The sequence below is a fragment of the Streptomyces sp. CBMA291 genome, from assembly GCF_014596525.1.
GTDB lineage: Bacteria > Actinomycetota > Actinomycetes > Streptomycetales > Streptomycetaceae > Streptomyces.
The window spans coordinates 21,629-43,436 of record NZ_MSJP01000003.1 but is presented as its reverse complement, the minus strand read 5'-3'; the positions used below and the strand labels follow the sequence as shown (position 1 = coordinate 43,436).

12 protein-coding genes are annotated in these 21,808 nt (G+C 73.2%); 5 read left to right on the top strand and 7 right to left on the bottom strand.

What is annotated here, in order from left to right:
• Nucleotides 1-30 precede the first annotated feature (30 nt).
• From BU197_RS00430 to BU197_RS00420, 3 genes are all read right to left on the bottom strand, one after another.
• On the bottom strand, nt 31-846 hold the full coding sequence (locus BU197_RS00430) for a hypothetical protein (protein ID WP_188266119.1): 816 nt from the start codon (nt 844-846) through the stop codon (nt 31-33).
• Between the two features lie 482 nt (nt 847-1,328).
• Nucleotides 1,329-4,802 carry an ATP-dependent helicase gene (locus BU197_RS00425; protein WP_411158424.1) on the bottom strand — a complete coding sequence of 1,158 codons (3,474 nt, stop codon included), beginning with the start codon at nt 4,800-4,802 and terminating at the stop codon, nt 1,329-1,331.
• A 305-nt stretch (nt 4,803-5,107) separates the two neighbouring features.
• Nucleotides 5,108-5,464, bottom strand: a complete 357-nt coding sequence (locus BU197_RS00420; RefSeq protein WP_223183548.1) for an MGMT family protein — start codon at nt 5,462-5,464, stop codon at nt 5,108-5,110.
• A 183-nt stretch (nt 5,465-5,647) separates the two neighbouring features.
• Between BU197_RS00420 and BU197_RS00415 the strand changes: the two genes are divergently transcribed.
• Complete coding sequence (locus tag BU197_RS00415; protein ID WP_188266116.1) at nt 5,648-8,299, top strand: lysylphosphatidylglycerol synthase transmembrane domain-containing protein; 2,652 nt, start codon at nt 5,648-5,650, stop codon at nt 8,297-8,299.
• Between the two features lie 58 nt (nt 8,300-8,357).
• Here BU197_RS00415 and BU197_RS00410 read toward each other — a convergent pair whose 3' ends face one another.
• Entirely contained in the window at nt 8,358-11,675 is a 3,318-nt protein-coding gene (locus BU197_RS00410) for an AfsR/SARP family transcriptional regulator (RefSeq protein WP_188266115.1), read from the bottom strand.
• A gap of 268 nt (nt 11,676-11,943) precedes the next feature.
• Here BU197_RS00410 and BU197_RS00405 point away from each other — a divergent pair, with 268 nt between their 5' ends.
• The 4 genes from BU197_RS00405 (at nt 11,944) to BU197_RS00390 (ending at nt 17,194) form a co-directional block, all read left to right on the top strand.
• Complete coding sequence (locus BU197_RS00405; protein WP_223183550.1) at nt 11,944-13,476, top strand: MFS transporter; 1,533 nt, start codon at nt 11,944-11,946, stop codon at nt 13,474-13,476.
• A 103-nt stretch (nt 13,477-13,579) separates the two neighbouring features.
• Nucleotides 13,580-15,262, top strand: coding sequence for an MFS transporter (locus BU197_RS00400; protein WP_188266114.1), 1,683 nt, complete (start codon nt 13,580-13,582; stop codon nt 15,260-15,262).
• A gap of 475 nt (nt 15,263-15,737) precedes the next feature.
• Nucleotides 15,738-16,967 (top strand): cytochrome P450 family protein, encoded by a 1,230-nt coding sequence (locus BU197_RS00395; RefSeq protein ID WP_223183551.1) that lies wholly within the window; start codon nt 15,738-15,740, stop codon nt 16,965-16,967.
• Between the two features lie 20 nt (nt 16,968-16,987).
• Nucleotides 16,988-17,194 (top strand): ferredoxin, encoded by a 207-nt coding sequence (locus tag BU197_RS00390; RefSeq protein WP_188266113.1) that lies wholly within the window; start codon nt 16,988-16,990, stop codon nt 17,192-17,194.
• 143 nt (nt 17,195-17,337) lie between these two features.
• Here the strand turns inward: BU197_RS00390 and BU197_RS00385 are convergent, their stop codons facing one another.
• The 3 genes from BU197_RS00385 to BU197_RS00375 form a co-directional block, all read right to left on the bottom strand.
• Entirely contained in the window at nt 17,338-18,231 is an 894-nt protein-coding gene (locus BU197_RS00385) for an NAD(P)-dependent oxidoreductase (RefSeq protein WP_188266112.1), read from the bottom strand.
• Nucleotides 18,232-18,390: 159 nt separating this feature from the next.
• A complete protein-coding gene (locus BU197_RS00380) occupies nt 18,391-19,836 on the bottom strand; it encodes a flavin monoamine oxidase family protein (protein ID WP_317452240.1) in 1,446 nt (481 codons plus the stop codon).
• Nucleotides 19,837-20,053: 217 nt separating this feature from the next.
• The gene (locus tag BU197_RS00375; protein ID WP_188266111.1) at nt 20,054-21,232 is read right to left on the bottom strand and encodes an acyl-CoA dehydrogenase family protein; all 1,179 of its coding nucleotides are present in this window, start codon (nt 21,230-21,232) and stop codon (nt 20,054-20,056) included.
• Nucleotides 21,233-21,808: the final 576 nt, after the last annotated feature.

The following is a 21,808-nucleotide window of genomic DNA, read 5'->3' as shown; positions in this document are numbered from 1 at the left end:
TATGCCGCCGCCCCGGCCGGTCCCGCGGTGTCAGGCGGGCGTGGCTCCCTGCTCCAGCCGGGCCAGGTCCACGGTCTGGGAGGCGGGCGGGACGGCCACGTGGACGGGCTTGCCGTACGCGGAGAAGACCAGGGTCCCGGGGGATCCGCCGCCCGTCTTCGTCATCCTCAGGAGGTACGGCCTGCCTTCCAGGGCGACGGAGAGGGTGGTGGTCGTACCGCCCTGCCCCCGCGCCACGAGGGTCGCGGCGGGGACGCCGCCGACCTCGGTGTCGGGGCCCCGGGTCAGGGCGCGGCGCTGTGCCGTGCCGCCGCCGAGGAGGGCGCTCAGGTCGCAGACGCCGCCGAGGTCGCCGCTGCCCGCCTGCCCGGGGGTGATCTTCAGCCAGCGGCCCTTGACCAGTTCGACGGTGGCGGCGATCTGGGCCGGGGACATGCCCTGGGAGGCCATGGAGGCGTGCCAGAAGCCCTCGTCGCCCTTCAGGTAGGTGGCCCCGTCGGTCCTGCGGAGTTCGGCGAGACCGCCCTTGATCCGCATCGTGCCGTCGCACTGCCCGCGCCCGTCGATCGCGAAGTCGATGTCGAGCGGCTGCCCGCCCGTGACCACCCGGCCCGCCATGCGCAGCGAGGTCGCCGACCGGGTCGCGGCGATCGCCCGATCGGCGATCTGGCCGGCGGTGAGCCCGGCGAACGGGTCGGGCGACGGTGCCGGGGCCGTCGGCGCGGCGACCGGAGCGGTGGCCGGAGCCGTGGCCGGGGCAGCCCACGCGGCCACGGGGGCGGGACCCGCCACGACGACGACGGCACAGACGACGGCGGCGGCGCGGAGCTTTCGGTGGGACACCATGCGAGCCTCCTCGCGGTTTCCCCGAGCCTTGTCCACCAGGGTCACCCCGGGCGGGCGTACGCGCGACTCCACCGGGGGTACGCGCGGGGGGGCGGGCTCTCACGACCGCGCGGGCTGGGCCTCGCGGGGAAGGTCCGGGGGTACGCGTGCGTGGGCCAGCCTCACGGCGGAAATCCGGCAGTACGCGCGCGTGGACGTGTCCCCGGCGGAAATCCGGGGGTACGCGTGCGTGCCCCGGCCTCACGGGGGAACCCGGGGGTACGCGCGCGTGGACGTGTCCGCCCGCAGGGGGCGGGAGTACGTGCGCGAGGGCGGGCCCGGGGACGCGCGGGAGCGGAGCCCTCGCCGCCGGGGTCCCCTGTCGCCGGGCCCCCTCGCTGCCGGGGTCCCTCCCCCAGGCCGCCCGACGCCCCGGGCCAGCCGACGACGGAACCATTCGACAACCCGGGACAGCAGACGACGGGACCAGCCGGCAACCCCGGTCAGTCGACGACCTGGCGGCCCTCCGGGCGGGCGCTGCACGAGGCGCGGAAGGAGCAGGTCGTGCAGTGCTGGCCGGTGGTGGGGGTGAAGCGTTCGTCGAGGACCCGGCCCGCCGCGTGGGCGAGCAGTTCGCCGACCCACTCCCCGGCGAGCGCTTCCTGTGCCTGGACCTTGGGCAGGGCGTCGCCGCCCTCCTTCTTCGTGGCGCCCTGGCGGAGCTGGACGAGTTCGGCGCCGCCCGGCTCGGGCCTGCGCCCGTCGAAGACCTCGTCGAGGGCGCCCTCGCGGACGGCGAGCTGGTAGACGGCGAGCTGCGGGTGGCGGGCGACCTCGTCGCGGGTGGGGGCGGACTTGCCGGTCTTGAAGTCGACGACGTACGCGCGGCCCTGCTCGTCGGTCTCGACGCGGTCCATGGAACCCCGGATGCGGACCTCGTACTCCCCCGCCTCCAGGGTCACGTCGAAGCCGTGCTCGGAGGCGGCGGGGGCGCGGCCGCCCCGGTCCATGACGTGCCAGTTCAGGAAGCGTTCCAGGGCCGCGCGGGCGTGCGCCTTCTCCTGGGCGGACTTCCAGGGCGCGTCGAAGGCGAGGGCGTCCCAGACGGAGTCGAGCCGGGCCATGAGGACGTCGAGGTCGGCGGGGGTGCGGCCGGAGGCCACCTCGTCGGCGAGGACGTGGACGACGTTGCCGAAGCCCTGGGCGGCCGTGGCGGGGGCGTCGGCCTTGACCTCGCGGCCCAGGAACCACTGGAGGGAGCAGGTGGTGACCAGGTTCTCCAGGGAGCTGGGCGAGAGGGCCACCGGCAGGTCGCGGTCGCGCAGCGGCGCCGGGGCGCGGGTCGGCTCGGACAGGCCCCACCAGCGGTCCGGGTGCGCCGCAGGGACCAGGGGCTGGCCGTCCTCGTCGGCGAGGGCGGCCAGCTCGGCGAGGCGGGTGGCGGCGGCCTCGCGGAGGGGGGGCGAGGCCGCCGGGTCGACGGTGGTGGCGCGCAGCTCGGCGACGAGGGCGGAGACGGCGAGGGGGCGGCGGGGGCGGCCGGGGACGTCCTTCGGTTCCTCGCCGAGTTCGGTGAGGAACCGGGACGGCTGGTCGCCGTCCTCGGCGGCGGCCTTCACGGCGGTGACGACGAGCCGGTCGCGGGCGCGGGTGGCGGCGACGTAGAAGAGCCGGCGTTCCTCGGCGAGGAGGGCGCCGGGGGTGAGGGGCTCGGCGAGTCCGTCCCGGCCGATGCGGTCGGCCTCCAGGAGGGAGCCCCGGCGGCGCAGGTCGGGCCAGCTGCCCTCCTGCACCCCGGCGATGACGACGAGGCCCCATTCGAGGCCCTTGGAGCGGTGGGCGGTCATCAGCCGGACGGCGTCGGGGCGGGTGTGGCGGCGGGTGAGGGTGTCGGCGGCGATGTCCTGGGCGTCGAGTTCTTCGAGGAAGTTGAGGACGCCTCGGCCGCCGACGCGCTCCTCGGCGCGGGCGGCGGTCTCGAAGAGGGCGCAGACGGCGTCGAGGTCGCGGTCGGCGTTGCGTCCGGCGGGGCCGCCGCGGAGCGCGGCACGTTCGAGCCGGCCGGGCCAGCCGGTGTTGCTCCACAGCACCCACAGGGCTTCCTCGGCGGTGCCTCCGTCGGCGAGGAGGGTACGGGTGCGGCGCAGCAGGTCGCCCAGGCGCTGGGCCCCGCGCGCGTAGCCGGATTCGTGCGCGACGAGCCGCTCGGGTTCGGCGAGGGCGCGGGCGAGCAGCACGTCGGAGGGCGGCGGGACCTTGTTCCCCCCGGCCCGCTCCTCGTCCCTGAGCGCCCGCCCGAGCCGCCGCAGATCGGCCGGGTCGACCCCGGCGAGCGGCGAGGCGAGCAGTTCGAGGGCGGTCTCCACGGGGAGCCATCCGGCGGGGGCGGTGCCGTCGGCAGGGGTAGGGCTGTCGGCAGGGGTAGGGCTGTCGACGGAGGCGGAGCCCGTATCCGAGGCGGAGCCCGTGTCCGAGGCGGAGCCCGAAGCGGGGACAGGGCCCGCAGCAGGAACCGGGCCCGCGTCGGGGGAACCCGCGCCCCCCGCCCCCGCAGGCACCGCCGAGGGGACGGCCGAGGGGACGGCCGCCGTCCCGGACACGCCCGCCACCGCCCTCAGCGCCAGCAGCAGGGGCGCCACGGCCGGTTCGTGGCGCAGGGGGGTGTCCGCCGCGTCCGTCTCCACCGGGACGCCCGCCGAGGTGAGGGCGCGGCGCAGGGGAGGGAGGGCGGCGGCGGAGCGGGTGAGGACGCCCATGTCCTGCCAGGGGACGCCGTCCTCCAGGTGGGCGCGGCGGAGCAGGTCGGCGATGTTCTCGGCCTCGGCGGAGGCCGTGGGGTAGGTGTAGGCCTCGGCCCGGCCCCCGTCCCGGTTCGGGGTCAGTTCGCGGTGGGCGCGGACCTTGTCGGCGGGGAGCCGGTGCATCGGCATCCGCCGGGCGAGCTGCCGGGTGGCGCCGAGCAGTCCCGCGCCGGAGCGACGGCCGGTGCGCAGGACGCGTACGTCGGCGCCGCCGAAGGTCTCGGGGAAGTCGAGGATGCCGTTCACGTCGGCGCCCCGGAAGGCGTAGATGGACTGGTCCGGGTCGCCGAAGGCGACGACCGTGCGCGGTCCCGCGCCCGCGAGCGCGTGCAGCAGCCGGACCTGGGCCGGGTCGGTGTCCTGGTACTCGTCGACGTAGACGGCGTCGTACGCGGGCAGGGTGACGGTCCCGGCGAGCAGGACGGCGCGGTGGACCAGTTCGGTGTAGTCGAGGACGCCCTGGAGGTCGAGGACGTCGAGGTACTCGGCGAGGAAGCCCGCGGCGGCCTTCCAGTCGGGGCGGCCGACGCGGTCGGCGAAGCGGGCGAGGGCGTCGGGGCCGAGGCCCAGTTCACGGGAGCGGGCGAGGACGGCGCGGACCTCGTCGGCGAAGCCCCGGGTGGTGAGGCAGGCGCGCAGTTCGTCGGGCCAGCGGATGCTGCCGAGTCCGGCCTTGCCGAGGTCGATGTGACCGGCGAGCAGTTCGCGGACGGCGAGGTCCTGCTCGGGTCCGGAGAGCAGCCGGAGCGGCTCGGCGAAGAGTTCGGCGTCCTGGTGGGCGCGGATCAGGGCGTAGCAGTACGAGTGGAAGGTGGTGGCCTGCGGGGGGCGGCGGCCGCCGAGCCGGGTGGCCATGCGGTCGCGGAGTTCGACGGCGGCCTTGCGGCTGAAGGTGAGGACGAGGAGGCGTTCGGGGTCGGCGCCCCGTTCCACGCGGGTGGCGACGGCTTCGACCAGGGTGGTCGTCTTGCCGGTGCCGGGTCCGGCGAGGACGAGGAGCGGTCCCGTGGTGTGCTCAACCACTTCCCGTTGGGCTGCGTCCAGCTGAGGGGGATCCATCGGGGCCGGCGTGGTGCGCACCAGTCGGTACGCGCCCGGGGTCCGCTGCCGTCCCGTTCCCGGGTGCGGCTGTCCCTGGTACGGCGGCACACGCCGGGTGGTGGAGGAGGTACTCACGTGGGTCGCCGGTCCTGGTGGGTGTGGTGGTGCGGGTGATGCGGCCGTCCGCCGTGGCGGGCGTACGGCCCGACCACGCGGGCGTACGGCCCGTCCGGGGGGACGCAGGGCCCGCTTCGGCGGTGCGGTCCGGCCCGGGAGGCACGGACGCCGTCCCGGAGGACGCGACCTCCGACGTTACGCGAAACGGGCCGCGGCCGAGGCGTGGTCCGTGTCTCTCCGTCGGGCTCCGGGGCCCCGCCGCACGGTGTCTCCGGTCCGCCTCCCCGGGTCCGGGCCGTCGGGCCGTGCTCCGCGCGCGTCCCTCAGGTGTGAGTTCCGTCCCAGCGGGCCCGTCGCATGTCGACCCTCGGCACATGGCCCTCGGCCGCCGGACCGGACTGGCGCAGCGGGGTGCCCTCCTCGCGGTAGTGGCCGAGGGCCCGCGATTCGCTGCCGGGAAGGAGGGTGCCGTCGGCGCGGACCACCCGCCACCAGGGCGCCGTACCGCCGTACAGGGCCATGACCCGGCCCACCTGGCGGGGTCCTCCCTCGCCCAGCCACTCGGCGATGTCCCCGTAGGTCATCACCCGGCCGGGCGGGATGCCGTCGGCGACGTCGAGCACCCGTTCCGCGTACTCGGGCAGTTCCCCGGTCTCCCCCATCGGCTCCTCCATGCTCATCCGCCCCATCCTGCCTCACCGCACCGACATGGCCCTGATGCCTCCGTGTGGCGGTTCTTCATGCCACCATCGTGCGGGCGGTGACTGGTGATACGAGATCAAGAGCGACGAATACGAGACCGCGTGCCCGCGCGCGCGGGCACGGATGAACGAGATCGACAGAACACACATGCAGAGACGGACATGGTGATGGGCCAGGACACTCAGCCTCCGGGGGAGGACCGGTCCGACGTGCCCGAGCGGGTCTCCGGAGACGAACCGCTGCTCGCCGCCCGCGTCCACCGGCCCTCCGACCTGATGCGGCTGCTGGCCGGTCTGCTGGCGATCGCCCTGGTCATCGCCGTCGCCGCGTTCGCCCACGCGACGACCTCGGGCCTTGAGGAGGACATCAACAAGGGAGCCGTCGGCGCGCCCGACGTCTTCGTCAAGATCGCCGGTCTGGTCTCCTCCATCGCCGTCCTGCTCGTCCCCGTCGCCTTCGCCATCGAGCGCCTGATCAAGAGGGACGGGCTGCGGATCGCGGACGGAGTGCTCGCCGCCGTCCTCGCGCACGGTGTGACCCTCGCCACCGACCTCTGGGTGGCCCAGGCGGCACCCGGCACCATCCAGGACGCGCTGACCCAGCCGCAGTCCGGCGGCGGACTCACCGACCCGGTGCACAACTACCTCGCTCCGGTGATCGCCTACATGACCGCCGTGGGGATGGCCCGCAGGCCACGCTGGCGGGTCTCCCTCTGGGTGGTGCTCCTTCTCGACGCGTTCACCATGCTGGTGGCCGGCTACACCACCGCCCTCTCGATCATCCTGACCGTCCTGATCGGCTGGACGGTGGCGTACGGCACTCTGTACGCGGTCGGCTCCCCCAATGTCCGGCCCACCGGACAGACCCTCCTCGCCGGACTGCGCAGGGTCGGCTTCCGGCCGGTGACCGCACTGCGCGCCGAGGGGGTACCGGACTCCACCGACAACGGTGACCGGGGACGCCGGTACATCGTGACCCTGGAGGACGGCCCCCCGCTCGACGTCACGGTCGTCGACCGGGAACAGCAGGCGCACGGCTTCTTCTACCGCGCCTGGCGGCGGCTGACCCTGCGGACGGTCACCACCCGCCGCTCGATCGTCTCGCTGCGCCAGGCCCTCGAACAGGAGGCGCTCCTCGCGTACGCGGCGATCGCCGCCGGGGCGAACGCGCCGAAGCTGATCGCCACCTCGGAACTCGGCCCGGACGCCGTGATGCTCGTGTACGAGCACATCGGCGGGCGCAGCCTGGACTCCCTCGACGACTCCGAGATCACCGACGAGCTGGTCCGCGGCGCCTTCCGGCAGGTGCGGGCGCTCCAGTCGCGCCGGATCGCCCACCGCAGGCTCACCGGGGACGCCATCCTGGTGGACCGCTCCGGCCGGGTGATCCTCACCGATCTGCGGGGCGGCGAGATCGCGGCGGGTGATCTGGTCCTGCGGATGGACGTCGCCCAGCTGCTCACCACCCTCGGTCTGCGGGTCGGGGCCGAGCGGGCGGTCTCCGCCGCCGTCGCGGGGCTCGGCACGGACACCGTCGCCGACTGTCTGCCGCTGCTCCAGCCGATCGCGCTGAGCCGCTCCACGCGCGCGACGCTGCGGAAGCTGGCCCGGGAGCGGTCTGCCCGCGAGCGGGAGGCCGTGCTCGCCGCGTCCGAGGCGGCCAAGCACGAGCGGGAGCTGGCCAAGGTGCGGGCGGCGGAGGCGGGCCCGGACGGGACCCCCGTACGGGCCGATACGAAGGCCGAGAAGAAGGCGGACAAGAAGGCCGAGAAGAAGGCTCTCGACGAGGCGCTCGACGAGGCCCGCGAGGAGGACCTGCTGGCCCAGATCCGGCAGCAGGTGCTGCTGATCCGCCCGCAGGCCCCGGTGGAGCCCGTACGGCTCGAACGGATCAAGCCGCGGACCCTGGTCAGTCTGATCGCGGGCGCGGTCGCCGCGTACTTCCTGCTCTCCCAGATCGCCCGGACGCCGCTGTCGACGATCAGCCAGGCCGACTGGCGGTGGGTGGCGGCGGCCGTCCTCTTCGCCGCGTGCAGCTATGTGGCGGCGGCGATGAGCCTGCTCGGTTTCGTGCCGGAGCGGGTCGGCTTCTGGCGGACGGTGGTGGCGCAGGTCGCCGGCTCGTTCGTGAAGATCGTCGCCCCGGCGGCGGTCGGCGGCGTCGCCCTGAACACGCGCTTCCTCCAGCGCTCGGGGGTGCGCCCGGGGCTCGCGGTGGCGAGCGTCGGCGCCTCGCAGCTCTTCGGACTGGGGGCGCACATCCTGCTGCTGCTCTCCTTCGGCTATCTGACGGGGACGGAGAAGACGCAGTCGTTCACCCCGTCGAGGACGGTCATCGCCGGTCTGTTGACGGTCGCGGTGCTCGTGCTCGTCGTGACGGCGATCCCCTTCATGCGCAAGTTCGTCTCGACCCGGCTGCGGTCGCTGTTCGCCGGGGTCGTGCCGCGCATGCTGGACGTGCTCCAGCGGCCGGTGAAGCTGGTCACCGGCATCGGCGGGATGCTGCTCCTCACCGCCGCGTTCGTGTTCTGTCTGGACGCCTCCATCCGGGCGTTCGGGCACGGGACCGCGACGGTCAGCTACGCGAGCGTGGCGGTCGTCTTCCTCGCGGGCAACGCGCTCGGCTCGGCGGCGCCGACGCCCGGCGGTGTCGGCGCGGTCGAAGGCGCGCTCACCTTCGGCCTGGTGGCCGTGGGCCTGCCCCTGGAGGTGGCGACCCCGGCGGTCCTGCTGTACCGGCTGCTCACCCTCTGGCTTCCGGTGCTGCCGGGCTGGATCTGCTTCAACTGGCTGACGAAGCGCGGGGAGCTGTAGGCCGTATCCGGTCGGCTCGGGGCCGCCCGCTCCCGCGTCTCTTCGGGGCCGCCCGCTCTCACGTCTCTTCGAGAAGGGCCGGATCGCAGGCGTCGGTGTTCTGGCCGATGGCGAATTCGGCGGCGTAACGGGTGTCGCCGAGGGCCGCGCGGACGGTGCGGGTGATGCGGTCGACGTCCCCCCTTTCGGCGCGCGGCAGGGGGCGGCCCACCGAGGCGCGGGCGGCGGTGGCGGCGCCGAGGAGACGGGCGGCCCGGGTGTGGTGGCCGGTGAGGGCGCGGGTGCCCGCGAGGCCTTCGAGGGCGAGGGCGAGGGCGCGGGGGTCACCGGTCCCGCGGGCGGCGGCGTAGCCGACGAGATGGCGCTCGCGCGCGGTGTCGGCGTCGCCCCGCTGCTCGGCGATGAAGCCGAGCTCGGCCATGACGAGGGCGGTGCCGGGGTCGCCGTAGACGGCGCGGAGCCAGTCGAGCCATTTGGTGAGGTGGGCCTCGGCGTCGTCGAGCCGTCCTTCGCGGCGGGCGACGAGGGCCAGGCCCGTTTCGGCGAACTGTCCGCCTCGTTTGTGGGCCTGCTCGACGGCGAGGCGCAGACCGCGCTCGTGGAAGCGGAGGGCGTCGGCGTGGTCGCCGGTGAGGAGGGCGATGCGGCCGAGGCCGGACCACTTGTACGAGGCGTCGGTCCACAGGCCCAGCTCTTCCGCCATGCGGAGGCCTTCGCGGTGCATACGGGTGGCCTCGGCGTAGTCCTCGTGGATCTCGGCGAGTGAGGCGAGGGTGTCTCCGGCGCGCAACTGGCCCCAGCGGTCGCCGAGTTCACGGAAGAGGGCGAGGCTGACGTCCGCGTCGCGGGAGGCGGCGGGGAAGTCGCCGCGGATGAGGGCGTGGCCGGCGGTGACGGCGAGGGTGGCGGCCCTGCCCCAGGCGTCGCCCAGCTCCTCGAAGGCGGCGAGGGCGGCGGTGAGCCTGTCCTGGTTGGAGGCGAGGTCACCGGAGCCGTAGAGGCTGAAGGAGAGCAGCCAGAGGGCGTGGGCCCGGTCGCAGGGGTCGGTGATGTGTTCGACGAGGGGAAAGGCGCGGGTGGTCGCGGCGGGGCCTTCGGCGTCGCCGGAGTAGAGGGCGAGGGCGGCGCGGCGGACGGTGGCGTCGGCGCGGTGCGCGCGGTAGACGTCGGTCTCCTCGGCCGGGACGGCGAGGGCGGTGTCGAAGGAGCGGAGGGCCTCGCCGAGCCGTCCGCGCAGGAACCAGTGCCAGGACTGGGCGATGACGAGGCGCAGTGCGTCGTCGGCGGCGCCGGTGCGGTGGCAGGTCTCCAGGGCGGCGCGCAGGTTGCCCGCCTCGGCGTCGAGGCGCTCCAGCCAGGCGCGCTGGTCGCGGCCGCGCAGCAGGGGGGCGGCGGTTTCGGCGAGGGCCAGGTGGTGGCGGGCGTGGCGGTGGCGTACGGCGGCGGTCTCGCCTGCGTCGTCGAGGCGTTCGAGACCGTACGCGGCGACGGATTCGAGGAGCCGGTAGCGGACGCCGCCGGGGGTGTCGGCGGCGACGACGAGGGAGCGGTCGACGAGGCGGGCGAGGAGGTCGAGGACGTCTTCGCCCTTCACTCCTTCGCCGGCGCAGACGGCTTCGGCCGCGTCGAGGGTGCAGCCGTCGGCGTGGACGCTGAGGCGGCGCAGCACGATCTGCTCGGAGGCGGTGAGGAGTTCCCAGCTCCAGTCGATGACCGCGCGCAGGGTGCGCTGGCGGGCGGGGGCGTCGCGGCGGCCGGCGGAGAGGAGCCGGAAGCGGTCGTCGAGGCGTGCGGCGAGTTCGCGGGCCCCTAGCGTACGGACGCGGGTGGCGGCGAGTTCGAGGGCGAGGGGGATGCCGTCGAGGCGGCGGCAGAGGGCTCCGACGGCTTCGGCGTTGTCGGCGGTGAGGGCGAAGCCGGGGTCGGCGGCCTGGGCGCGGGAGACGAAGAGCTGGACGGCTTCGGCCTGGCCGAGGGCCTCGGGGCCGGTGTCGCCCGCTGCGGGGAGGCCGAGGGGTCCGACGGGGCGAAGGTGTTCGCCTGCGATGCCGAGGGGTTCCTGGCTGGTGGCGAGGATGCGCAGGTGGGGGGCGCGGCCGAGGAGGGTGCCGGTGAGTTCGGCGACGGCGTCGACGACGTGTTCGCAGTTGTCGAGGAGGAGCAGGGCTCGCTTGGCGTGGAGGGCGGTGGCGAGGCGGTCGGCGGGGGTGTCGGTGCGGCGGCCGTCGGCGGTGGGGTCGGCGGGGACCGTGTCGTCGCGCATGCCGAGCGCGGCGGCGATCACGTGGGCCGTGCCGGAAACGCCCCCGGAGGTCCCGGAGTGAGCGGCGGGGCCGCCGAGTTCGACGAGCCAGGCGCCGTCGGGGAAGGTGTCCGGGTAGGCGTCGGCGGTCTGGATGACGGCTTCGAGGGCGAGGCGGGTCTTGCCGACGCCGCCGGGGCCGGTGAGGGTGACCAGGCGGGTGCGCGGGGCGGTGGAGTCGTCGCCGAGGAGGGCGCGGAGGGCGGCGAGGTCGTCGACGCGGCCGACGAGGTCGGTGAGGGGGGCCGGCAGGTTGCCGCGCTGGCGGGTGGGCGCGGGCGGGGCCGGTGGGGCGGGCCGTGATGCGGGCGGGGCCGGTGGGGCGTCGAGGGCCGGGTCCTTGCGGAGGATCGCCCGCTGGAGCGCGGTGAGTTCGGAGCCGGGGTCCAGTCCTAGTTCGTCGCGGAGCCGTTCGCGGAGCCGGGTGTATCCGTCCAGCGCGTCGTTCTGGCGGCCCGCGCGGTAGAGAGCGCGCAGATGGACGGCGTGGAGCCGTTCGCGCAGCGGGTGGGCGGCGGCGAGGGCGGCGAGTTCGTCGGCGAGCAGGTGGTGTTCGCCGAGTTCGAGGCGGGCGGCGGCCTGCTCCTCCAGTGCGGAGACGCGGTGTTCCTCCAGGCGCCGGGCGGCCCGGCGGGCGAAGGGCTCGGCCTCGAACTCGGTGTAGGCGGGCCCGCGCCACAGGGCGAGCGCGTCGGTGAGGAGGTCGGCCTTGCGGCGGGGGTCGGTGGTGGCGTGCGCCTGCGCCGTCAGGTCCTCGAAGCGGCCTGCGTCCGTCATGTCGCGGGTGATGCCGAGGAGGTAGCCGGGGGCGCGGGAGACGACGAGGGCGCGTCCGCCGGGTTCGGCCTCCTCCAGGGTGCGGCGGAGCTGCCACACCTTGGTCTGGAGGGCGGCGGCCGGTTTGCCGGGGAGGTCCTCGCCCCACATGTCGTCGAGGAGCCGGTCCGTGGAGACGGGACGGCCGGCGTGTATGAGGAGGTCGGCGAGGAGGGCGCGGACCTTGGGTTCCCCCACGGTGACCGGCTTGCCGTCCGTGGTCCACACCTCAAGAGGACCGAGTACCCGAAAGCGCATGGCCGCACAGTAACCCAGCCGTCGTGAGGTGCGGGTCCGCCGCTCACGGGCGGGTCCGTGAGGCGCCGTGAGAGGCCGTGAGCGGCCGAAGTCGGTTCGGGAGCGCGCCATGAGAACGCCGAGAGAAGCCGGGGTCAGGGTGGTTCTCGTAAAGCCGTCGTGGAAGAAAGTGGAACGGCGGTCGGCACGCGGTGACTTCCGAACGGCCAGGCCCCCCGGTGGGGTTCGGGAACGTCGGAGACCCGCAGATCGAGAAATCGAGGACCCCATGTCTCGCGAATCCCGTCACACTCGTCCCGGCAACTCCGGTTCGCGGGGCCAGGCGGAGGGCGCAGGCCGCCCGGAGAGCGCCCCCGACCCACGAAGATGGCTGGCACTCACCCTGCTGGTCGCCTCGTTCTTCATGGTGATCGTCGACTCGCAGATCGTCATGCTCGCGCTGCCCGCCATCGAGACGGAGCTGGGCTTCGCGGCCGGCGGCGTCCAGTGGGTGATGAGCGCCTACCTGCTGAGCTTCGGCGGTCTGCTGATGTTCGGCGGTCGTACCGCCGATCTGCTGGGCGGGCGGCGGATGTTCCTGCTCGGCACCGCCCTGTTCGGGGCCGCCTCGGTGCTGTGCGGTCTCGCCTGGACCGAGGAGGTGCTGATCACGGCCCGCGTCGTCCAGGGGGTGGCCGCCGCCGTCATGACGCCGACCGCCATGGCCGTGCTGATGCACACCTTCGCCGAGGGCGCCGAGCGCAACAAGGCGCTGGGCATCTGGACCGGCATCGGCGCCTTCGGTGCCACCGCGGCGCTGCTCATCGGCGGTCCGATCACCGATGGTCCGGGCTGGGAGTGGATCTTCTACATCAACGTCCCGGTGGTCGCCGCGGTGCTGGTCTTCGGCCCGCGCCTGCTGAAGGAGACCCCCGTCCGTCCCGGTCCGCGTCGCTTCGACCCCGCCGGCGCCGTGACCGTCACGGCCGCCATCGCGCTCCTCGTCTACGCGGTCTCCGAGGCCCCGCTCGTCGGCTGGGGCAGCGGCCGGACGATCGGCATGCTGATCGCCTCCGCCGTGCTGCTCGTCGTCTTCACCCTCGTCGAGGGCAAGTCGAAGGCCCCGCTGGTCCCGCTGCGGATCTTCCGCTCCCCCACCGTGGTCGGCGGCAACATCCTGATGATCATCGTCTCGATGGCGGTGTACGGCGGTGCGCTCACCACCTCGCTCTACGCCCAGCAGGTCCTCGGCTACAGCGCCGTCAAGTTCGGTCTGAGCACCGCGGTCTACGCCCTCATGTCGATCATCGGCGCCAACGTCAGTGCCCGGCTGGTCGCCAAGGTCGGCTACAAGCCGATCGCCATCGTCGGCATGACGCTGCTCTCCGGCGGTCTGCTGCTCCTGACCCGGATCGACCCGAACGGCGGCTACTGGAGCGACCTGTTCTTCGGTCTGGTCATCTTCGGCTCCGGTATCGGCTCCACCAACGTGGCCGCGTCGATCGCCTCGCTGACCGGTGCCAAGCCGGAGGAGTCCGGTCTGGTCTCGGGCATCAACAACGCCGTCTTCCAGATCGGTGCCGCGCTCGGCATCGCGATCGCCTCCTCGGTGGCCTTCGCCTACACCACCGGGACGGACGCCAAGGGTCTGAACGACGGCTTCCAGGCCGGGTTCCTGGCCACCGCCGTCTTCGCCCTGGCCGGTCTGGCGACCGCGCTGCTCCTGCTGCTGAACCGCGACTCGGGTCGGCGGCAGGTCGCCGCAGCCGATGCCGCCGATGCCGCGGACGCGCCGAAGGCGCACGTGCCCGCCGGTCACTGACGCCTCGCACCACCTCGTACCACCACACAAGGGCAGCCCGAATCCATCCGGGCTGCCCCTGTGCCGTTCCCCAGCCCGTCCGCTCCCCCGTCAGGAGGACCGCATGCCGTCGGTCACCCGCCCTTCCGTCCTCCGTACGCCCCCGCGTACGGAGACTCGTACACCGGACGGCCGCAGAACCGCCGGGCGGAGCCGTCGGTGGGCGCTGCTCGTGCTGCTCGCCGCGGTGTTCATGACGACGCTCGACTTCTTCGTCGTCAACGCCGTGGCCCCGGCGACCCGGCGGGACCTGGGCGCCGGGCAGGCGGCCATGCAGTCCGTCCTGATCGGGTACGGCCTGGCGTACGCGATCGGGCTGATCACCGCGGGGAGACTGGGCGATCTGTACGGGCCCCGGCGGGTGTTCACGGTGGGGCTCGCGCTGTTCACGGCCGCTTCCACGGCCTGCGGTCTGGCGACCGGGGTGGAGGTGCTGGTGGCGGCGCGGATCGCGCAGGGCGTCGCCGCCGCCCTGATGGCCCCGCAAGTCCTGGCCCTGATGGGCCGGTTGTTCGAGGGAGCCGACCGGGCCCGCGCTTTCGCCTGGTACGGGGCGACCGTGGGCGTCGCCGGTACGGGCGGACAGGCCGTCGGCGGGCTGCTGCTCGCGGTCGATCCGGGCGGGCTCGGGTGGCGGGCCTCCTTCCTCGTCAACATCCCCCTCGGCGTGCTCGCGCTCGCCCTGGTCCGGCTGCTTCCGGCCGACGGCCGGGGGCGGCGGGGCGGCGGGGGCCTCGATCCGGTGGGGACGCTGCTCTCCGCGGCCGGTCTCGTGGCGCTCGTCCTGCCGCTGGTGGTGGGCCGCGAGACGGGGTGGCCTGCGTGGACGTGGCTCAGCCTCGCGCTGTCGTTGCCGCTGCTCGCCGGGTTCGCCGCGCACCAGCGTCGGCGGATCGCCGCGGGGCGCGGCCCCCTGCTCGATCCCGCGGTCTTCCGGGACCGCGGCTTCACCCGGGGCGTGGTCTCCGTCGCGCTGCTGTTCGGCGGTTCGGCGGGGCTGACGTTCGTGCTGTCCCTCTATCTCCAGGAGGGCCGGGGGATGTCTCCGGTGACGGCGGGCCTGGTGGGTGTCGCGCTCAACGCCTCCTTCTTCGCGGCCTCGATGCAGACGGGCCGGCTCACGGGCCGGCTCGGCGGCCGGCTGGCGGTCCTGGGCGGGACGGTCCTCGCGGCGGGGCTCCTGCTGATCGGCTGGTCGGCCTCCTCGGTCGGTTCCGGCGGGCTGCCGTGGGGACTGGTCGCGGGTCTCTCCGTGACCGGCGCCGGGATGGGCCTGCTCATGGCCCCGCTGACGGACGCCGCGCTGTCCGGGGTGCGGGCGCGGCTCACCGGGATGGCCGCGGGGGTGCTCGGGACGGCGCAGGAGGCGGCGGGCGTCCTCGGCATCGCCCTGACGGGCCTCGTCTTCTTCCACCGGCTCGTGCCCGGCGGCGGCACGACACCGGAAACGGGCGCGCCGGACTGGCTGCCCGCCTTCCGGACGGCGATGGCGCTTCTCGCCGTCGCCGCGCTCGCGATAGCGGTGATCGCCCTGTCGGCCGCCCCGCTGCCGGGCCGGTGGCCCCGGGTCCGGGCCGCCCTGAGCCGGGGTGGGGCCGGAGACCGCCGGTGGCGCCGTCGGCCGCGGACGGCGCTCCCGGCCCCGTGGCCGTACCGGTCGGACGAGGCCGTGGGCGAGCGTCGCGTCGGCGACCCGTTCGAACCGGTCGACAGGGGCGCCCACGACGTGGTCTCCGGGGCCCGGTAGCGGTCCGCCGCGCGGGCGGTCTCGTGGAGAGCGCGCGTGCTGGCGGCGAGCCGGGTCTCGGCCTGCCCGAAGGTCCGGGGCGAGTGGAGGGTGGCGTCGCCAGAGCCGGAGAGGACGTCCTGCTCCCAGCGGTCGGCGGTGCGACGGTACGGGCCGAGGAGGCGGCCGATCCCTCGGTCGCCGAGGCCGTACCGCAGCCGCGTGGTCCGGCGGCGCTCTTCGCGGGTGCCGTGGCGCGAACCGTGCGGAGACGGTGGTCACGTTCGTCCGGGACTCAGCGGCCTTCGGTGGTGAGAGCGTCGGCCGAGTGGGCGGGACAGGCCGCCGATGGCGGGACCTGGCCGGGTAGTTGGCCAATTACCGCCGCATGAACGGGGCGTTGAGAGCCCCTCGTATCTTCTGGTCAGAGTTCGGAGCACAAGGAGAACTTGTTCGGCGTTCGGCCCAGTCCACTTTCCCGATGGAGAGGTCAGCGATGACATCCTCGGCGCTCGCGCCCGATCTTTTCGGCCACGACTACTTCCAGGATCCGTATCCTGCGTTCTCGTGGCTCCGCAAGAACGCCCCGGTGCACCGGCTCACCTTCCCCGTCGGCGACCTGCCCATGTGGATGGTGTCCCGCTACGAGGACGTGAAGCGGCTGCTCAGCGACTACCAGAACTTCAGCAGTGACGCCACCGTGTGGGCCGGTGAGGACTTCAAGAAGTCCGGCCTGGTGTTCGGCTCCGGCACCGTCATCGAGCGCATCCTCTCGGTCCTCGACCCGCCGGACCACACGCGGGTGCGCAAGCTGGCCATGAGCGCCTTCACCCCCCGCCGTACGGCACTGTGGGAAGAGCCGACCCGGGAGATCGTGGCCTCCGCCCTCGACCGCCTCGAAGCCATGGAGAACCCGGACATCATGGAGTTCGCCTCCACGGTGCCGGCGGAGGTCATCGGCCGGGTCATGGGCATCCCGCTGGACAAGTTCCGGCAGATCCTGCACGCCATCGAGAAGGCGCTGGTCGTCGATCCCGAGCACATGACCGAATCGACGCTCGCGTACCAGGAGATCGTCGACTACGGGCGCGAGGTCATCGACGAGAAGCGCCGCAACCCGGGCGAGGACCTCACCTCGGTCTTCATCCAGGCCCGTGACGGCGACGACCGGCTCGACGAGAACGAACTCATCGCCATGGTCGCGCTCATGATCATGGTCGGCCTGGACACGACCCGGAACCTCATCGGGTCGGCGATCCTCGCCCTCCTGGACCACCCGGACCAGCGGAAGTCGCTCGCCGAACGGCCGGAACTCGCCGAGTCCGCGGTGGAGGAGTTCCTCCGCTACGACGGCGCCCTGACGGTGGCCCTGATCCGCTTCGCCACACAGGACGTCGAGTTCCTCGGCACGACCATACCCAAGGGCGCCACGGTCATCGCCGCCCTCCAGTCCGCCAACCACGACCCCGACGTCTTCGAGGACCCGGACCGGCTGGACATCACCCGCACCGGGCCCCGGCACCTCGGTCTCGGGCACGGACTGCACAACTGCCTGGGCGCGGCCCTCGCCCGGCTGGAGTCCCGGATCGCCGTCCCGGCCTTCTTCGAGCGGTTCCCGAACGCCCGGCTCTCCGTGCCCCGCGAGGAGATCCGTTACGCGGAGAGCTGGCTGCTGCGCAGCGTCCTCGCCCTCCCCGTCGACCTGCACGGTTCCAGACCGCGCTGAACCAGGAAAGACGAACCCCCATGAAGATGACGCTCACGATCGACCGTACGGCGTGCGTCGGCGCCGGTACCTGCCTGGCCATGAACCCGGCCCTGTTCCGCGTCGAGGACGGCAAGGGCACCGTCCTCCAGGGCGTGCTCGAAAGCGAGGAAGACGTCAAGGCCGCCATGGACGTGGCGGAATGCTGCCCCACGGAGGCGGTGTCACTGACGCCCGAGACGGTCTGACGAGAGCCGGGAGAGGCCCGAAGGATCCCTCCCGGCACGCGCGAAGCTCCGGCGGCCACCCGTGACGGGTGGCCGCCGGAGCTTTACCGCGTCCGACTCGGTACCGCGTGCGGCGGTACCGGTCGGCCCGGATGCCGGCAGCCTCAGGCGGTGCGCTTCCTGAACTGCTCGATCATGGCGGCGTAGCTGTCGCCGCCCCGACCCGCGGCGATGGCCCGGTCGGTCAGCTCCTTGACGAACGTGGGCAGCTCGGCGCTCGCGCCGGTCGCCTCGCTCTCGTGGATCAGGTGCACCATCGTCGCCCAGTGGGTGTCGATGGTGGCGTCGTGGGCGGGGTAGCTGCCCTCGTCGATCTGGCCCGCGTAGGCCGAGACGAAGTTGGTGACCGCGCCGATCCAGTCGTTGGCGAGCGGCGCGAAGGTACCGGCCTTCACGTTCGCGGTCTCCAGCAGGGCGACACCGTGCAGGAAGCTGTTGAGGACACCCCACATGATGCCGAGCAGGGCCACGTCGTAGAGCGAGGCCAGGCCGTGGTCGTCACCGAGGTGAGTGGCTCGCCCGAGGCTCGCCAGGGTGGCCTCGTGCGCGTCGAAGACCTCCTGGGAACCGGCGTACAGCAGCGTGGCGTGCTCGGTGCCGATGACCGGCGGGATCGCCATGATGGCGCCGTCGAGGTACTTGACGCCGTGCTCGGCCGCCCAGCGCGCGGTGTCGCGCGCGCCCTCGGAGTGACCCGAGGTGAGGTTGACGACGGTCTTCCCCCGCAGCGCGTCGGCCAGCGGGTCCAGAACGGTGTGGGCCACGTCGTAGTCGGTGACGCACACGACGATCAGCGGGGCCGCCGCGACCGCGTCGGCGGCCGTGGCGGCGAGCACGGCGCCGTTCTCGACGAGCGTCCGGGCCTTCTCCGGCGAACGGTTCCACACGGTGGTGGAGACGTCGGACTTCAGAAAAGCGCCGGCCAGCGCCTGGCCCATGAGGCCCAGGCCGATGACGGCGATCGAGGTGTCATTGCCGGCATGTGCATTGGTGGTCATGAACAGGCACAACTTTCTCGTTGACGCGCACAGCGTGAAATACACAGCACAGGAATGCGGTGCGATGCCTACGAGGCTAGGCGCATGCCTCTCAGCCGCCGGTAACCGCTGAGTAATTCCCTGGTACGCAACGGCTGTTTCAGGACAGGCCGGGCCTGGTCAGATGCCCACCGAGGCGTCATGGGCGGCACGACGACCGGATTCGATCGCTCCGTCGATGTAGCCGCTCCAGCCGTTGGCGATGTCGCCGGTGGCGAAGGCGAGCCGCCCGGTCGGCTGGGTGACCGCCGGATAGAGGGAGGTGAGCTGCCCCGGCTTGCGGAAGGCCCAACCGCCGCGCGAGTACGGGTCGCTGCCCCAGCGGTGCGCCTTGATGGAGACGATGTCGACGTCGGCGCCCAGCTGCTGGACCGCCGCGCGGACCTGCGTCGGGTTGTTCGGGTCGAAGGTCGGATCGGTGCTGAAGGCGATGTACAGCTGGCCCTCGGCCGTCGGCTTGTCCGGAATCAGCATGGTGATCGGCGAGCCGCCCTCCGCGCCCTGGGCGTAGAACCGGCCCTGCGCGCTGCTCGCGTTGATCAGGAGCTTGGTGCCGGTCGTCACGCCGATGCCCTGGGTGGTGGCCGTCGTCCGCGCGGCGGCGAGCCCCGGCGAGAACGCGATGGTCTGCCACACGTTGGCGGGGACGGCGACGACGACACCGCGGGCCCGGTAGGTGCTGCCGGGCTGGGTGGAGACGAAGTAGTAGTTGCCGCTCTGGGTGACCGCGGTGACCGGGGTGTTGAGGCGCAGGACAGGCAGCGCGTCGAGCAGCATGGCGTTGAGAAGGGCCGCCGTGCCGCCGGCTATGCGGTAGCGCATGGTGTCTTCCCAGCCGACGTTGTTGTGCCCGGCGAGCGCCCACCACTGGGCGAGCATGGTGAGCGCGCCGGAGGTGCTGGAGCCGCCCGAGTACACGGCGGTCTGGCCGTTGACGAGGAGTTCCTCCGCCGGCGTGAGGTTCATCTGGTTGAGCCGGGCGCGCAGCGAGAGCTGGTCCTTGGCGCCGATGAGGTCCGAGCGGTACAGGGGCTCGAAGGGCCGCTCGAAGTACTGCGAGGAGCCCTCGAAGATCCGCTCGTAGACGAGGCCGAGGTTGCCGAAGCCCTGGGCCGGGGCGAACTCCTGCGGGCCGCTGGGCGTCGGCAGGAAGGTGCGCTCCGGGGCCAGGTCCTCGACGAGGCCGATGCCGTACCGGGTCAGCTCGGCGCCGACGTGCGGCTGGGAGACGGGGTCGACCCAGGTGCCGCCCAGCTCCACCGTGTGACCGGCGAAGGTGTCGGTCCAGGTACGGCCGCCGATGCGGCTGCGGGCCTCCAGGACCAGGACGCTGTAGCCCTGGTCGCGGAGGTCGCGCGCGGCGCTGATTCCGGCGAAGCCGGCGCCGACGACGATGACGTCGTAGGTGAGCTGTTCCTCGGCCGCGGCGGAGGGGGCCATCAGTCCGGAGGCCGTCGTCGACAGGGCGGTGAGGGCGCCGAGGGCGGCGCCGGCACGCAGGAAGCTGCGGCGGGAGGGCTGTCGGACCTGGTCTGCTGCGCCGGTTCTCGACTTCTCGGAGTTCACCGTTCTCTTTTCCGTTCTCTGCCGGAGGGAAAGGGCTTCATGGACGTGCGGGTGCCGTCGCGCGGTGACGTGCGTACGGGCGGCACGGACCGCGGTGCGGACCGCCGGTGGGGGGCGGCGGGGGGGGCGGCGGACCACACGGAGCGGTGGCCGGTGGGGGCGGCGGACCACAGGGAGGGCGGTGGCCGGTGGGGAAGGCCGGCCCGCGTCGGGGGATCTAGAGGTAGTCGGTGTTCGGGTCGAGGCCGACGAGGACCCGGCCGTGGGCCTCCAGGCTCCCGACGGGGGTCATCAGGCCGTGCAGGTAGAGGCCCTCGATGTCCCGCTGAATGCGCTGGAAGGGCGCCGTGCGGGCGATGATCGAGGCGCCGCTGATGTCGTGCAGCTCCTGGACGGCTTCCTTCGCGAGCTGGACGGCGTAGCCGAACTGGCCGCGCATGGTGGCCTTCTGCTCGACGGAGAGCTGCTCGCCGGAGTCCGCTCCGCTCTGCATGAGGCGGAGCCAGCCCTCGGCGAGTCCCTCGGCGGCGGTGATCTTGTTGGCGGCGACCGCGACCTTCACCTGCGTGTAGGGGTGCTCGCGCTGCTCGGCCCAGTGGGTGTAGGCGATGCCCTTGCCCGGCAAGCGCTGGAGGAAGACCTCGAGAGCGGCGTGGGCGAGGCCGAAATAGACCGGGACGGAGAGGGCCATGACGTAGGCGGTGAGGCCGTAGTTGCGGCCCGTGGCACCCGTGTTGGAGCGGCCGCCGACGAGGCCCTCGATGACCTCGATGCCGTCCACGACGCGGTGGGCGGGGACGAAGAGGTCCTTGACCGTGGTGGTGGAGCTTCCGGTGCCGGACGCGGCGGTGACGTCCCAGTCGTCGGCGATGGAGACCTCGGAGGCGGGGACGATGGCGAAGACCTCGGCGTCCTCCTGTCCGGGCCGCTGGAGCATCGCCGCGTAGATGTTCCAGTCCGCGCCCTTGATGCCGGTGTTGAAGCGCCAGCTGCCGTTGAGGACGTACCCGCCCTCGGTCTCGACGGCGGTGCCGGTGGGGGTGAAGCCGCCGGAGATGCGGACGGAGCCGTCGACGAAGATCTCTTCCTGGGCCTTGTCCGGATACTGGGTGGCGATCCAGGCACTGGAGACCCACGCGCAGGAGACCCAGCCGGTCGAGCCGCAGCCGCGGCCGATCTCGGCGACGATCGCCGCCTGCTCGGCCGCCGGGAGGTCGAGGCCGCCGAAGCGCTTCGGAACCGCGATGCGGAAGACGCCCGCCTTCTCCAGCAGTTCGATGTTCTCGTCCGGGATCCAGCCCTGGTTCTCGGCCTCAAGGCCGTTCTCGCGCAGCCGGGGAACAGACTCCCTCACCGCTTGCAGCACAGCTTCCGCTTCGTTCAAGGGCGTTGCCATCGTGACTCCTCGTATCTCGGCTGGAAACAACCGGGTTGAGCATGCCTGGACCGGGTTCACGCGGAGTAACGCGCCAGTAATCCCGTCCCCCGGCCCGTGGATGTCGGAGGCGTCACGAATCACGCCGAGTAACGCATCGGTAATCCCGCCCGCCGCCCCATGGGCATCCGAGGCGTCACGAATCACGCCGAGTAACGTGTCGGTAATCCCTTACTCCGTCCCATGGCGGCCGGAGGCATCGCGAATCACGCGGAGTAACGCCCTGGTAATCCGCCCCCCAGTCCGCGGACGTCAAAATCGTCGCGAATCACGCGTCGGTAATCCGCCTCTGGCTCACGGATGTCGGGGGTGTGTGCCGCAGTGGGCGCCGGTCCGCCGGGCGCCCCGCACCTCGGCCCCCGGTCCGCCGGGCGCCCCGCACCCCGGACCCCGCCTACCTGATCCGGATCCCGGATCCAGAATCCCGTATTTCGGATCCAGGATTTCGTATCCAATCGTGCCCATCGGGGGCGCGCGGCACCGCAGCTCCCGCCCCCCCCTGCTGGGCTCGCGCCCCTCCCCCACTTGGCCCTCCGT

Coding starts and splice junctions, on each gene's coding strand:
- BU197_RS00430 (WP_188266119.1), bottom strand. CDS start 846: ATGGTGTCCCACCGAAAGCTCCGCGCCGCCGCCGTCGTCTGTGCCGTC.
- BU197_RS00420 (WP_223183548.1), bottom strand. CDS start 5,464: ATGAGCATGGAGGAGCCGATGGGGGAGACCGGGGAACTGCCCGAGTAC.
- BU197_RS00415 (WP_188266116.1), top strand. CDS start 5,648: ATGGTGATGGGCCAGGACACTCAGCCTCCGGGGGAGGACCGGTCCGAC.
- BU197_RS00410 (WP_188266115.1), bottom strand. CDS start 11,675: ATGCGCTTTCGGGTACTCGGTCCTCTTGAGGTGTGGACCACGGACGGC.
- BU197_RS00405 (WP_223183550.1), top strand. CDS start 11,944: ATGTCTCGCGAATCCCGTCACACTCGTCCCGGCAACTCCGGTTCGCGG.
- BU197_RS00400 (WP_188266114.1), top strand. CDS start 13,580: ATGCCGTCGGTCACCCGCCCTTCCGTCCTCCGTACGCCCCCGCGTACG.
- BU197_RS00395 (WP_223183551.1), top strand. CDS start 15,738: ATGACATCCTCGGCGCTCGCGCCCGATCTTTTCGGCCACGACTACTTC.
- BU197_RS00390 (WP_188266113.1), top strand. CDS start 16,988: ATGAAGATGACGCTCACGATCGACCGTACGGCGTGCGTCGGCGCCGGT.
- BU197_RS00385 (WP_188266112.1), bottom strand. CDS start 18,231: ATGACCACCAATGCACATGCCGGCAATGACACCTCGATCGCCGTCATC.
- BU197_RS00375 (WP_188266111.1), bottom strand. CDS start 21,232: ATGGCAACGCCCTTGAACGAAGCGGAAGCTGTGCTGCAAGCGGTGAGG.